Consider the following 14243-nt stretch of genomic DNA (forward strand, 5'->3'; position numbering starts at 1 on the left):
CGCCCTTACAGGTGGGCAAGACTTCTAGTGGCTATAAGCTAAAATCAGAACGGTTTATCACTCAAGAAACATAGCGAGGTAATAGGTGGCAACTCCCCTGGAACATCTTTGGAATCAAGTGCTCGAACGCTTACAACTACAATTGAGTCGTCCGACCTTTGAAACCTGGATTAAAACAGCAAAGGCGGAGCAATTAGAAAACTACTGTTTAGTGATTAGAACCCCGAACCCCTTTGCGCGAAATTGGTTGCAGAAATACTATGTCAAAACCATTGCTGAGGTAGTTCAGGAGATTTTGCAACATCCAGTGGAAATTTATATTACAACGGATCAAGCGGAAATTGTTTGTGGCACAGAAGCTGCCGAATATATTTGGCCTTCACCAACTCCCGGAGGAGGGATAGAAACCAGTCTTGGGCCTCGACCCCGCCCGTCAGAACTGAATCTTAAATATAATTTTTCTAGTTTTGTGGTCGGTTCTAATAATCGTATGGCTCATGCGGCATCTTTGGCCGTGGCTGAGTCTCCGGGACGGGAGTTTAATCCCCTATTTCTCTGTGGGGGAGTGGGTTTGGGCAAAACTCATTTAATGCAGGCGATCGGGCATTATCGCTTAGAAATTGCTCCCAACACCCGCATATTTTATGTTTCCACAGAACAATTTACCAATGATTTAATTGTGGCTATCCGCAAAGATAGTATGCAAAGTTTCCGCGAACATTATCGGGCAGCGGATGTGTTATTAGTCGATGATATTCAGTTTATTGAAGGAAAAGAATATACCCAAGAAGAATTTTTTCACACCTTTAATACCTTACATGAAGCGGGTAAGCAAGTGGTGTTAGCTGCCGATCGCCCTCCCAATCAAATTCCCCGATTACAAGAACGTTTATGCTCCCGATTTTCTATGGGATTAATTGCGGATATTCAGCCCCCGGATTTAGAAACTCGCATGGCAATTTTGCAAAAAAAAGCCGAATATGAAAATATGCGATTGCCCCGGGATGTGATTGAATATATTGCCAGACAGTTCACTTCCAATATTCGGGAATTAGAAGGAGCATTAATTCGCACCGTGGCTTATATTTCCATTTCTGGATTACCTATGACCGTGCAGAATATTGCTCCGATTTTAAATCCCCAAACCGAAAAGCTAGAAGCGACTCCAGAAGCGGTAATGAATGCGGTGATTTCTATATTTGGGGTTTCTATGGAAGAGTTAAAAGGAAATTCCCGCCGTCGAGAAATTAGTCAAGCTCGTCAAATTGCCATGTATTTGATGCGGCAACATACCGACTTAAGCTTGCCGAAAATTGGCGAAGAATTTGGCGGCAAAGACCATACTACGGTACTGTATAGTTGTGAAAAAATTGCCCAGCGAATCCAGCAAGACCCGGATTTAGCCAATATTTTACGCCAGTTAAACGATCGCATTCATTTAGCCAATCGTCAAGGGAGCGAAAGTGCTCCGCACCGCTATCGCGATCGCTAACCATCCTTTATAGAAATTTTCTGTGGAAAACTTCCGGAAATTCTGTGGAAAACTTGCAAGCCAAACCGATGGGTTTTCCTCAAATCTCCTCCGAGCGTCACCACAGAGAACCATTATTTGTATTATAGATGACAAATTCCCGTCCATTAACCTGGCAAATTTTCCCCAAATTTTCCCCAAAATTTCCCCAGGTTTTCCACAGGTTTTCCACAGGTTTGTCCCCAGCCAACCCAAAAGATAAGGGAATCACCTGGAAAGTTTTCCACAGTTTCCACAGGTTTCTGGCGGCGGCAACAGGCGCGATCGCTCCCTGGTTAAATGGAATTGTGAAAACTTCCAGCCAGAAAAAGCCAAAATTTTGACTCAGGCTATCTTATGATTGATATCTCGACTATTTAACTGCTATGAAATTTACTTGTAACCAAAGCGACCTCCACAGCAACCTATCATTAGTCAGTCGTGCAGTCCCCTCGCGGCCTAGTCATCCAATCCTCGCCAATGTGCTACTCACTGCCGATCAAGAACATCAGCGAGTTCAACTGACTGGTTTTGACCTCAGTCTGGGACTTTGTACCAGTTTTGCCGCTGACATCGAAGTGGGTGGTCAACTCACCCTGCCCGCGAAATTACTCAATGATATTGTTTCCCGTCTACCAAATGGGGAGATTACCATTGACGATCAAACCGCACAGGCAATGGTGACATTAACCAGTCAAACCGGAAAGTATCAAGTCCGGGGTATGGGGGCAGAAGAATTTCCTTCTCTGCCAGAAATTGCCAATCGCGAAGCGGTTTATCTTTCGGCGGAAGCTTTAATCGAAGGGTTGCGGGGGTCTTTGTTTGCCACCAGCAATGATGAAACCAAGCAAGTGCTCACGGGGTTACATATTATTGTGCAACCAGAAACCCTGGAATTTGCCGCTACCGACGGTCATCGCTTGGCGTTGGTCGAAACCGAAAACCCGAATCAATCAGAGGAAGAACCCTTTGAAGTCACCGTTCCTGCTAGAGCCCTGCGGGAATTGGAACGGATGATTACTATGCGTCAGTCACAATCTCAAGACGAAGCTTTATCTCTAGTGGTTTATTTAGATCCCGGTCAAGTGGTGTTTGAGTTGGCGGATCAACGGCTGACCAGCCGGACTTTAGAAGGCAAATATCCCGCTTATCGACAACTGATTCCCACCCAGTTTGAACGTCAGGTTAACGTGGAACGGAAACAGTTACTCGCGGCATTGGAGCGGATTGCAATTTTAGCATCCCAGAAAAATGATATCGTTAAATTTACGATTGATAGTGGCAATCAGCAGCTTTCTTTATCCGTAGAAGCTCAAGATGTGGGCAGTGGCCAAGAGTCGATTGCTGCCCAAGTTTCTGGGGGAAATATGGAGATTGCATTTAATGTGAAATATGCGATGGAGTCATTGAAAAATCTGGGATCGAATGAAATTCAAATTCAGCTTAATTCGGCGACTTCTCCAGTGGTTTTGAATCCTTTAAGTGGGGCGAAAATGACTCATTTACTGATGCCGGTGCAGTTGCGTAATTAAGCCGCGATATTAAGATAAGATAATCATTAATCTCTGGTTGGCTAATTTCTGTTTGGCTATCTTTGGTGGGCTGATTACACACCGAATCAATCAATGATTTAAGTCCCACCAAAATAGCCAAATTGCTGAAATTGCTGAAATTGCTAAAATTGCTAAAATTGCTGAAATTGCTGAAATTGCTAAAATTATGCTATGCCTTGAAAGTCTGACCAATTAGTCCAAAAAAGTAAACAGATTCAAACGGGTTATTATGGGCGATCGCGCTCTATTTTAAACTTATTTAAACTTAGAATAAAGCTAAAATAAAGCTAGAATAAAGCGCGATATCTGGCCGTTTGTGCGTCAGAAAAAGTCACTGATAGCAACCACCTGTGGGCAGATTTATCGATAGCGAGATTTGAACCGGATTCTTATTAAATCTTCGCTTCCAAAGACTTAAGATACTCAGTATTGACCCCTGATTCACGAGTCAAAGCAATCTTGCCGGTTCTAGCAATTTCTCTAATGCCAAACTTATTTAGTACCTGAACGATCGCCACCATTTTGCCTGGGTCGCCCACCACTTCAATGGTGACAGAATCTTCACCGACATCCACAACTCGCGCCCGGAAAATTTGGGTTAATTCAATAATTTCCGATCGCGTACTCGATGTCGCATTAACTTTCATCAGCATCAACTCCCGCTCAACACAAGGCACGTCAGTGATATCGTTCACCTTCAGCACATTGATCAACTTATAGAGTTGTTTGGTCAATTGTTCAATCACTCGGTCATCCCCAGGAACTACCATCGTAATTCGGGAAATCCCCAATTTTTCCGCCGGTCCAACCGCCAGACTTTCAATATTGAAACCGCGCCGCGCAAACAAACCGGCAATACGGGTCAAGACTCCCGCTTCATCTTCGACTAAAACTGATAATGTGTGTTTCATGGTTTAAAACGGTTCATATTTTAAGACAAGGGCTCCAGGCCAAGCATCAAGACATCGGCATTCAGCCTGAACGTTGAGAAAGCGCTGTTGTCAAAGCTTGCCTCAATTGTGCGCTTCCTCCGCTGCCTAAATTTTCGGGCGAACGTCCCTCCCCTCTTCTGGGTGTATTTTAGCTTGATGAGACTGACTGAGTGGAGTTTTTTCAGGATCTTATTAGAAAGTTGCGTTTCAGTGTAACGAGTCCATTGAAGGTTAGCTTTAGCTTCAATTGATCGCCCTAAATCAGCCTTCGACTTTTTCTGGTTCAGAGACAACTTCGCGAAATACCACTCGGAGTAATGGTGGAGAGATAAAGGTGGTTAAAATCACCATCATAATAATCGCCGCTTGCAAAGAGTCTGACAAAGCGCCACTGGCAGCACCCACTCCCGCAAAGACCAGCCCCACTTCCCCTCGCGGAATCATCCCCACACCAATACCCAAGCGATTGGTCTGTTCTTGCAAGACCGTAAATCCCGCCACCACTTTGCCGATAATGGCCACCGTAATCAGAAACGTGGCAATAATCAACCCTTCTCGATTACTCGGCACTGAAGGATTGAGGACTCCCAGGTTAGTTCTCGCCCCAACCACCACAAAGAAAATGGGGACGAAGAAGTCCGCCACGGGAACCACCTGCTCTTCAAGTTCTTTTTGCAGTTCCGTTTCCCCTAGCACCAAGCCTGCGGTAAACGCTCCTAAAATCGCTTCTAGCTGAATCGCTGCGCCCACATAAGAGAGGAAAAAGGCAATAATCAAAGCAGAAATCAACAGCGGCCCGCGAGTTTTCAGGTTTTTTACTAAGTTCACATAATACGGAGCCAAAAAGCGACCTAATAAAATCGCACCGACGAGAAAGACTCCGGAACTGACGATCAAATAGATGATATTGGTCACTTCCACTTCACCAGTTTTGACCAAACTAGCAACCACAGCCAAGACGATAATCCCCAAAATATCGTCAAGTACCGCCGCCCCAATAATAATCTGACCTTCTTTGGCACTTAAAAGTCCGAGTTCTGCCAAAACTTTTGCGGTAATCCCAATACTGGTGGCGGTGAGGGCAGCCCCAGCAAAAATTGCCGGAATTAAGGGAGTATGAAAAATGTAAACCAATCCCAATGTCCCGGCACTAAAAGGTGCGATCACTCCTACAACGGCGACGATCGCTGCTTGCGGCCCGTATTTAATCAGTTCTTTTAATTCTGATTCCAAGCCAATTTCAAACAGCAAAATAATTACACCTAGTTCGGAGAAAATCGTAATCACTTCACTTTGGGCCTGAAAGGTAGCGGCGATCGCTTCAGGCTCCAAACGGGTGGTTTTTTCCAACAGATTCATAATTAAAGAGGTGGCACTCTCATCTCCTGGCTCATAAAATGCCAAGAGTTTTAGCGCCGAGACACCCACAATCACACCGCCAACTAAATCTCCTAACACAGGAGGTAAGTTGATTTTTACGCAAATTTCTCCGCCAATTTTGCTGGCGAGGTAAATCACTATCAGACTCAGAAGTACCCCAGCAACCACAATCGCTTCATCGGCTTCCACTTCAGTTGTTGTTGCCAGTATGGGCATATCCATTAAAAATTTTGAACCGCCTAGGGCTGCTGAGTATAAGTTTGAGGTGAGTCCACTCACCCCTGTCAAGAAGTTAGTCATTGATTGTCCAGGAACTCATTCTGTCTAATTTACCTGGCTTATCGATTTTCTTAACAGCATTTTGCCCCATCACTAACCGATCAATTTCTTATCATTGCGATGATTATTTTTTAACCTAAGTAGATCGGCGCCTACTTAGGTTTACCTTTAAGTCAAACTAGGCTTAGAAAAAAGCCCGGTGTTGTAAGCTGGGCATTTGCTGCCGCACTTGTTTGAGTCGAGCGGGATTAATTTCTGCGATCGCCACTCCGGGCTTATCCAGGGCATCCGCCAACACCATGCCCCAAGGATCGACGATTATGGCATGACCGTGAGTTTGGCGGCGGCCATAATGACAACCCGTTTGCGCTGGGGCAATCACATAACAAGTATTTTCAATCGCTCGCGCTTGTAACAATATTTGCCAGTGGTCTTTGCCGGTATAAGCGGTGAAAGCCGCAGGCACAAACAAGATTTCCGCCCCGTTCTGAGACAGATGACGATAGAGTTCAGGAAATCTCACGTCATAGCAGACCGAAAGACCCAAATTCCCTAAGTCTTCATCCGCATATACTGGCGGCAACTGCTCACCCCGTTCAATGGTGGCGGACTCCCGATAAGTATTGCCGTCTGGGACATTCACATCAAATAAATGAACTTTCTGATAACGTGCAACTTCATTCCCCGTCGGATCCACCAATAAAGCGGTGTTATAAACTTTGCCGTTATTCACTGGCACCGGGAAGCCTCCCCCAAGCAGGGTGATTTGAAATCGCTGGGCCATTGTTTTCAGGAATTTTTCGCTTTCGGCAGCGATTTGTTCCGCTTTGGCCAATTTTTCCTCTTCTTCCCCTAGGAATGAGAAGTTCTCTGGCAAGCCGACCAACTCGGCGCCCTGACGCACGGCCAAGTCAATCAGTTCTTCCGCTTCTTTTAAGTTTTTTTCCAGGTCAGGGACACTGGTCATTTGCACTGCGGCAGCTAAATAGGATTTCATCAATGTGGCTAAATCGGATAAACTTTCAAAACATGCATTCTATTTTTCCCTGGAATGCCGCCAGAGTGCTAAACTTTCTCTTTGGATGTGGCGATCGCCTATATGTTGTATAATTCCTTGCCCAGATCGTTGTCTGGATCTAAAAAAAATTTGGCGATCACTTGCCAATTCTCGAACACCTATGATAATATAGATAAGTTGACTACGGGATGTAGCGCAGCTTGGTAGCGCGCCTGCTTTGGGAGCAGGATGTCGCAGGTTCAAATCCTGTCATCCCGATTTGATTTAAATCCTCATAATCTGTAGGTCATAGAAGCTTATAGGCTTCTACTTAACCTATTTCTGATATCCCGTGACTCAGTTTTGACTCATTTGCACTCTACCATCTGCATAAACTGAGTCCCTATCCCTGGTTTTGCTACCACCATACCTTTCTCGTCAACGGCTGAAATATAGACTTGCCTAATTAAATCCTTTAAATATATAATCTAAAATTATAAATATATTATATATACTATATATATTTATTTATGGGCGACTCGTTGATCCGGGGAGCAACCTGAACTGGTGATTTGAAGCGAAAGAGATTTTTATGCAGGTAATCGTTAACCAAATTACTATTTTAATCAGAAGGTTTAAAATATCCTTTAAACGTTTTCTTAAAAACAAGCCAGATCCAATCAAACTCGAAGCCATAAGAAGCGAGTTAATTGAAGAATCGGCACTCGACTCAACCTATATTATTTTAATTATTAGCTCCTGTATTATTGCCACATTAGGGTTACTGGCAAACAGTACCGCTGTGATTATTGGGGCGATGATTGTAGCCCCTTTAATGTTGCCCATTAGAAGTTTAGCTTTTGGGGCTTTGGAAGGGGATTTAGTGCTTTTTCGTCGAGGCTTAATTGCCGTAACGGTGGGAACTTGTTTAGCCGTAGCCCTGGCTTGGTTTTTGGGTTCTGTGGTGGGACTTTCTACCTTTGGCAGCGAAATTTTAGCTCGTTCTAAACCAAATTTATTAGATTTGGGAATTGCGATCGCTGCTGGCAGTATCAGTGGCTATGGGAAAGTACAACCAAAAATATCAAGTAGTTTAGCCGGAACCGCGATCGCTGTTGCTTTAATGCCTCCAGTCTGCGTGATTGGTTTGGGATTAGCTAATGGAAATTTGGTGCTGAGTTTCGGGGCTTTATTACTGTATTTGACTAACTTGTTGGGGATTACCTTATCTTGTATGATGGCTTTTTTCATCTCTGGTTATACTCCATTTAATCAAGCCCATCGTGCCTTAACTTTAGCCACTATTTTTACCAGTATTCTGCTCATTCCTTTAAGTATAAGTTTTATTGATTTAGTCCGGCAAAATCGCTTAGAAAGTAATTTAAAGCAAGCTTTGGTGAATCGAACAATCACCTTTCAACGAGTAGATTTAGTCAATGCCGAAACTAATTGGTTTGTCGATCCCCCAGAAGTTCGCTTAACCGTGCGGAGTCGGGACAAAATTACTCCCTACCAGGTAGAACTGATTGAAGATTTTTTATTTGAGGCAATGGGTCAGCGGTTTACTTTAGTTTTTGATATTAGTCAAGTTTCAGAAGTCCGCCGAGAGGGAATGAAACCCGCGATCCAAAACCAAGATAAATAACTAGGTTTTGCTCATAGATTCCTAGATAATATCTCTATAGCACAATCTCTATAGCACAACATTAAAAAAAAGTAAAAAATACCAAAATTATAAGTTTTTAGGTTATGATAAAAATAGATCGCTATTTTCAGGATGCTATCTGGGATTGCCAATGGTTGCCAATTTTTAACCCGTCTTTGCTATGGTTTTTAGTAGTAAAATAAACCGATAATTATAGCGATCGCCCTCTTACCTAGGACAAAGAATATGAAAGTCAAAATGATTTTGCCTGCCTTGACTGAAGCCTTGAGTCCATTTTGGCGATCGATTAAATATCACCTATTTCCGCCCTTGGGATTGGCCACAATTGCCGCTTTTTTTGATGAAAATGACGAGATTGATTTACAAGATGAGCACGTGGAAGTCTTGAAATTGGATGACGAACCGGATTTAGTGGTAATTCAGGTCTATATTACCTCCGCTTATCGGGCGTATGAATTAGCAGATCATTATAGAAAAAAAGGATGTTATGTGGTCTTGGGAGGGCTTCATGTCACCTCATTACCCCAAGAAGCTACCCCACACGCTGACACGATTTTTATCGGGCCAGGAGAAGATACTTGGCCGCATTTTTTGCACGATTTTCGGGCAGGTCATCCAGAGAAAATTTATCAATCAAAAATTCGTAGCTTAGTCGGAGTTCCCCCAGTTCGTCGGGATTTAATTAAGCGATATCATTATCTAATTCCTAACTCCATTGTGGTGTCTCGCGGTTGTCCCCATCATTGCGATTTTTGCTATAAAGAAAATTTCTATCAGGGGGGAAAATCTTTTTATACTCAACCTGTGGATGATGCTTTGGCGGAAATTGACCGATTACCCGGAAAACATCTCTATTTTTTAGACGATCATCTGTTTGCTAATCAAGCATTTGCTGCTGAGTTGTTTACCGGAATGCAGGGCATGGGACGGGTTTGGCAAGGGGCAGCAACGGTGGAATCAATTTTAAAACCGGGATTGTTAGAAAAAGCGGTAGATGCCGGTTTAAAAAGTGTGTTTATTGGCTTTGAAACGATTAATGTTGCTAATTTGCGATCGCAGCATAAATATCATAATTTAAATCGAGATTATCATCGGGCAATTCAACGGCTGCGGGATTATGGGGTGATGGTGAATGCCAGTTTTGTTTATGGCATGGATAACGACGATGCTACGGTATTTTCCCGCACGGTTGAATGGGCAATTCAAGAAGGAGTAGAAACCGCCACTTTTCATATTCTCACTCCCTATCCGGGAACGGCTCTTTATGCCAGAATGGTGGCAGAAAATCGCCTAACTGTTGACAATTGGGATTTGTATGATACCCGTCATGTGGTCTACCGTCCAGCCCTGATGAACCCAGAAATTTTAGCCCAAGGTTATTGGCAATCTTACCGAGATTTTTATCGTTGGGATGCTATTTGGCAAGGGGCACAGAGTAAGGATAATTGGCGCGATCGCTTCCGGCATCTTTTATACAGTGGGGCTTGGAAAAAAGCCGAACCGATTTGGGATATTCTAATTAGACTTAAACAAGTAAATCGTTTACTGCCAATGTTAGAAAATGTCCTCAACGGTTTTAACTCAAATCATAATTCGCCACCAGGGAAGGCTAATTTACCCTGGAAACCAGATTTTAAAGGGGAAAACTACTGATCGTGTCTAACAATTCTAACAATTTTGCTAAAAAGCCATCGGATCCGAGGAAACTTTTCTTTGTTGCCCTGTTGCCTCCCACGGATCTGCAAGCAGAAATCACGGAAATTAAACAATATTTTGCTAGAGAATATCAAAGTTCTCATGCCCTAAAATCACCACCCCATATTACCCTATATCCCCCGTTTAAATGGTTGCCGGAAAATTTACCCCAGTTAAACCAATGTCTCTGTGAATTTGCCGCTAACTATGCACCAATTCCGGTGACGTTAGATGGGTTTGGGGCGTTTGCCCCCAGGGTGATTTTTATCCATCCTTTGAAAACTCCAGAATTAATGACATTGCAAGGGGATTTGATGGGCTATTTAGCAAGTAATTTGGGGCTGGTAGATGAACGGTCAAAAAACCAGTCGTTTGCTCCCCATATTACCGTGGCTTTTAAAGATTTAACGCCGTCAGCTTTTAAAGCCGCATGGCCAAAATTTAGAGATCGCCCATTTTCGACTCAGTTTACCGCCCATAATTTGACTTTATTAATTCACGATCGCCAACGGTGGAATATTTGCAGTCAGTTTCCGTTTTTGCAATCTTAACTGGAATTATCGGTGACAAGCGCTATTATAGAAACCGGGTTTCTGAAAAGTTACCCGGTTTCTATCAAATCGTAAAACTATGCCAATCACCATCCAACAATTAACTCAATGGAAAGAACAAGGGCGTCCTATTGTGGCATTGACCGCCACGGACTATGCGATCGCCCAACTCCTCGATCAAGGAGGAGTCGATTTAATCTTAGTCGGTGATTCTTTGGGAATGGTAGTTTTGGGCTATGACACCACCCTTCCGGTCACTTTAGAGGAAATGATTCACCATGCCAAAGCCGTCCGCCGAGGGGTGAAAAATGCCCTGATGGTGGTGGATTTACCCTTTCTCACCTATCAAGAAAGTCCCACTCAAGCCCTGAAATCCGCCGGTAAAATAATTAAAGAAACTGGGGCGCAAGCGGTAAAAATCGAAGGCGGTTATCCCATCATGGCGGAAACCGTTGCCCGTCTCGTGACTGCCGGAATTCCCGTGCTCGGTCATGTGGGACTCACGCCGCAATCCGTACATCAATTAGGATTCAAAAAACAAGGCAAGACCCCAGAAGCTGCCGAACGGATTTTATCGGAAGCAATGGCTTTAGAACACGCTGGGGCTTTTGGAGTTGTTTTAGAACATATTCCCCCAGAGTTAGCCCAAAATATCACCCAAACTTTGAGCATTCCTACAATTGGGATTGGGGCTGGGCTGCACTGTGATGGACAGATTCTAGTCACCCATGATTTATTAGGAATTTCTGATAAACAACCTCCCTTTGTCAAGGTCTATGCAAATTTACGCCAGCAGATCGTTTCTGCCGTTGAAAAATATGGCACTGATGTCAGAGAAAGGGATTTCCCCGAAGAGGCATAAAAATGTTCCGTAAAATTCCCTTAGCTTGGTTACAACTTACCAGAGAAAAAAGCAGATTAGGCGCCGCTTTAGCGGGGATTGTTTTTGCGGATATTTTAATGTTTATGCAGTTAGGATTCCGCGAAGCTTTGTTTAATTCTAACACCCGGATGCATCGAAATTTAAACGCCGATTTAGTGATGATTAGTCGGAAGTCAGAATCTTTGATTTCTATCCAAAAATTTTCTCATCGGCGTTTATACCAAACTCTGGGTTTTTCCGAAGTGGAATCAGTAGCCCCTTTATATGTGGGTCAACTCAAATGGAAAAATCCCTTTAATCGCAAAGATCGGATAATTTTAATTTTTGGCACGAAACCGAGTAAACCGGCTTTTTTAATGCCAGAAGTGGCCGATAACTCTCATTTAATTCAACTCCCATATGTGGTGTTGTTTGACCGGATGTCTCGGCGGGAATTTGGGGAAGTAGCCCAAGCAATTGACCAGGGAAAATCTGTCACTACCGAAGTAGGAGTTAGGCGAATTGAAGTTAAAGGTTTATTTAGTTTGGGGGCATCTTTTGCCGCTGATGGTAATTTAATCACCAGTGATTTAAATTTTATTCGCTTATTTCCTAACCGTCGCTTAGGAGAAATTGACATCGGTTTAATTAGACTAAAACCGAATAGTAACCCCACCGTATCCTTGGAGAAAATTCGCCAATATTTACCCAGTGATGTGCAAGTTTTTACCAAACAAGGCTATCTCGATTATGAAAAATCTTATTGGGAAAAACGCACCGCCATTGGCTTTGTGTTTCGTTTTGGGGTGATTATGGGTTTTATTGTGGGCTTGGTGATTGTTTATCAAATTATTTATACTGATGTGGCGGATCATTTGGCGGAGTATGCCACCCTCAAAGCAATGGGATATCAAGAGATTTATTTTTATAGTTTAGTGATTCAAGAAGCTTTGTTATTGGCAATTTTAGGCTATATTCCCGGAATTGTTTGTAGTTTATTTTTGTATAAAATGGCAAGGTCAGCCACTATGTTACCGATTTTAATGACCCTGCCTAGGGTGGTGACTGTTCTGGGATTAACGATTTTTATGTGTGCGGTTTCCGGCGCGATCGCCATGCGGAAATTACAAGAAGCTGACCCAGCGGATATTTTTTAGTTATTGGTTGTTTGTTGGTTGTTATTGGTTGGGGAACGGGGAAAGTGAAAAGTGAAAAGTGAAAAGTGAAAAGTGAAAGGGGAAAGGGGAAAAGTGAAAGGTGAAAGGGGAAAAGTGAAAGGGGAAAGGGGAAAAGTGACAGGGGAAAGAGGAAAAGTGACAGGGGAAAGGGGAAAAGTGAAAAGGGAAAAGAGGAAAAGTGACAGGGGAAAGAGGAAAAGTGACAGGTGAAAGGGGAAAAGTGACAGGGGAAAGGTGAAAACTTAAACGAAATATCACTATTCACTATTCACTATTCACTCTCTCCCCTGCACCCCTGCACGATTGGCGGCTCCCCTGCACCCCTGCACCACTGTTCCCTGTTCCCTGTTCCCTGTTGCCTGTTGGTTGTTCTTTGTTGGTGGCGTAAATCCAACAAAGAACAACCAACAACAACCAACAATCAACCACCAACCAACAACAACCAACAACCAACCACCAACAAATAACAATTATTTTTGACTGTTAAAAGCGTCTACGGCATTTCTAAGATGTCCTTGATGTTTGGCTAAAAATTGTTTGCCGGTTTCGGCATCTAGTCCAGTCCAATGCATTAATAAGGCCAATTTCACCGATCGCCCGCTTTTTTCCAGGAGATAGCCGCATTCCGTCCGGTTGAGATGGGTCAAATCTTCGAGAATGCGTAATGAGCGATCGTGCAGTTTGCGATTAGTTACGGCCACATCAATCATCCGGTTGCCATAAACTTTGCCCAACTTGACCATCACCCCAGTAGAAATAATATTTAAGGCCATTTTGGTGACAGTGCCCGCTTTCAGACGAGTGGAACCAGCGAGAATTTCTGGCCCCACCACGAGACGTAGTTCAATATCCGCGTTGCTGCTGACTTGATCCGTGGGCACGCAACTCATAAAGGCAGTGGTGGCGCCCCTACTCCGAGCCGCGTCTAGGGCTCCCAACACATAAGGGGTCGTCCCTCCCGCACTAATGCCGATCACGACATCCAATTCGGTGACACGACGATGAGCGATCGCCTCTTCCCCGTCCTCATATTTATCCTCTAAGTTTTCCGAAGACCGCACCAAAGCCCCCGCCCCCCCAGCAATAATTCCTTGGATTAATTCTGGGGGAGTGCAAAAAGTGGGGGGACATTCCGCCGCATCTAAGACCCCCAGACGCCCGCTGGTTCCTGCCCCCACATAAAATAGTCTGCCTCCTTTCCTTAAAGCCGTGGCAGTGCGATCGATGACTTCTGCCAAAGGTTCTTGGGCATTCGCGATCGCCTCCAGGGTCTTGGCATCTTCCTGATTAAATAACTGCACCAACTCCAGAGAAGTCAGTTGATCTAAATTTTGACTTTTTGGATTAATTTGTTCTGTGAGCAAAAATCCTCGGTCTTCCAAGCGATTCATAGAAAATTTCCTTGATAGTTATTCGTTATTCGTGATTGGTTTATGGGGAAGGGGTGGGGTGTGTGGGAGGTGTGGGGAGTGTGGGGAGCGGGGGTGCAGGGGAGAAAAGAGGAAAGAGAAAAGAGAAAAGAGGAAAGAGGAAAGAGAAAAGAGAAAAGAGAAAAGAGAAAAGAGGAAAGAGAAAAGAGAAAAGAGAAAAGAGAAAAGAGATGAATTATGAGAATTCTCTCCTCTGCTCCAGAAGCCCCC

At 43.8% G+C, this 14243-nt stretch carries 13 protein-coding genes and 1 tRNA gene; 10 read left to right on the forward strand and 4 right to left on the reverse strand.

What is annotated here, in order from left to right; genetic code table 11:
- Nucleotides 1–85: 85 nt before the first annotated feature.
- The 3 genes from dnaA (at nt 86) to dnaN (ending at nt 3042) form a co-directional block, all read left to right on the forward strand.
- Nucleotides 86–1492: a chromosomal replication initiator protein DnaA gene (gene dnaA / locus AM228_RS15915; RefSeq protein ID WP_054467085.1), complete on the forward strand. Its 1407-nt coding sequence runs from the start codon at nt 86–88 to the stop codon at nt 1490–1492.
- 128 nt (nt 1493–1620) lie between these two features.
- A complete protein-coding gene (locus AM228_RS32810; protein ID WP_156331828.1) occupies nt 1621–1854 on the forward strand; it encodes a hypothetical protein in 234 nt (77 codons plus the stop codon).
- 42 nt (nt 1855–1896) lie between these two features.
- Nucleotides 1897–3042, forward strand: coding sequence for a DNA polymerase III subunit beta (gene dnaN / locus AM228_RS15920; protein ID WP_054467086.1), 1146 nt, complete (start codon nt 1897–1899; stop codon nt 3040–3042).
- 413 nt (nt 3043–3455) lie between these two features.
- Here the strand turns inward: dnaN and ilvN are convergent, their stop codons facing one another.
- The 3 genes from ilvN to AM228_RS15935 all read right to left on the reverse strand — a co-directional run bounded on the left by ilvN (nt 3456) and on the right by AM228_RS15935 (nt 6651).
- Nucleotides 3456–3974 carry an acetolactate synthase small subunit gene (gene ilvN, locus AM228_RS15925; RefSeq protein ID WP_054467087.1) on the reverse strand — a complete coding sequence of 173 codons (519 nt, stop codon included), beginning with the start codon at nt 3972–3974 and terminating at the stop codon, nt 3456–3458.
- Between the two features lie 282 nt (nt 3975–4256).
- Nucleotides 4257–5597, reverse strand: coding sequence for a cation:proton antiporter (locus AM228_RS15930; protein ID WP_369817745.1), 1341 nt, complete (start codon nt 5595–5597; stop codon nt 4257–4259).
- 241 nt (nt 5598–5838) lie between these two features.
- The gene (locus AM228_RS15935) at nt 5839–6651 is read right to left on the reverse strand and encodes a carbon-nitrogen hydrolase family protein (RefSeq protein WP_054467089.1); all 813 of its coding nucleotides are present in this window, start codon (nt 6649–6651) and stop codon (nt 5839–5841) included.
- A 205-nt stretch (nt 6652–6856) separates the two neighbouring features.
- Between AM228_RS15935 and AM228_RS15940 the strand changes: the two genes are divergently transcribed.
- The 6 genes from AM228_RS15940 to devC all read left to right on the forward strand — a co-directional run bounded on the left by AM228_RS15940 (nt 6857) and on the right by devC (nt 12582).
- A tRNA-Pro gene (locus AM228_RS15940) sits at nt 6857–6930 on the forward strand.
- 313 nt (nt 6931–7243) lie between these two features.
- Nucleotides 7244–8296 (forward strand): DUF389 domain-containing protein, encoded by a 1053-nt coding sequence (locus tag AM228_RS15945; protein ID WP_082348907.1) that lies wholly within the window; start codon nt 7244–7246, stop codon nt 8294–8296.
- Between the two features lie 246 nt (nt 8297–8542).
- Entirely contained in the window at nt 8543–9970 is a 1428-nt protein-coding gene (locus tag AM228_RS15950) for a B12-binding domain-containing radical SAM protein (RefSeq protein WP_054467090.1), read from the forward strand.
- Nucleotides 9971–9972: 2 nt separating this feature from the next.
- Complete coding sequence (locus AM228_RS15955; RefSeq protein WP_054467091.1) at nt 9973–10563, forward strand: 2'-5' RNA ligase family protein; 591 nt, start codon at nt 9973–9975, stop codon at nt 10561–10563.
- Nucleotides 10564–10642: 79 nt separating this feature from the next.
- Nucleotides 10643–11425, forward strand: coding sequence for a 3-methyl-2-oxobutanoate hydroxymethyltransferase (gene panB / locus AM228_RS15960; RefSeq protein WP_054467092.1), 783 nt, complete (start codon nt 10643–10645; stop codon nt 11423–11425).
- A 2-nt stretch (nt 11426–11427) separates the two neighbouring features.
- Nucleotides 11428–12582, forward strand: coding sequence for an ABC transporter permease DevC (gene devC / locus AM228_RS15965; RefSeq protein ID WP_054467093.1), 1155 nt, complete (start codon nt 11428–11430; stop codon nt 12580–12582).
- A gap of 491 nt (nt 12583–13073) precedes the next feature.
- Here the strand turns inward: devC and murQ are convergent, their stop codons facing one another.
- Nucleotides 13074–13994, reverse strand: a complete 921-nt coding sequence (murQ, locus tag AM228_RS15975; protein WP_054467095.1) for an N-acetylmuramic acid 6-phosphate etherase — start codon at nt 13992–13994, stop codon at nt 13074–13076.
- 35 nt (nt 13995–14029) lie between these two features.
- On the opposite strand from murQ, the gene AM228_RS32815 reads away from it, so the two are divergent.
- On the forward strand, nt 14030–14243 hold a 214-nt coding region (locus AM228_RS32815), incomplete at its 3' end, for a hypothetical protein (protein ID WP_231636821.1).

Source organism: Planktothricoides sp. SR001 (assembly GCF_001276715.1).
Lineage (GTDB): Bacteria > Cyanobacteriota > Cyanobacteriia > Cyanobacteriales > Laspinemataceae > Planktothricoides > Planktothricoides raciborskii.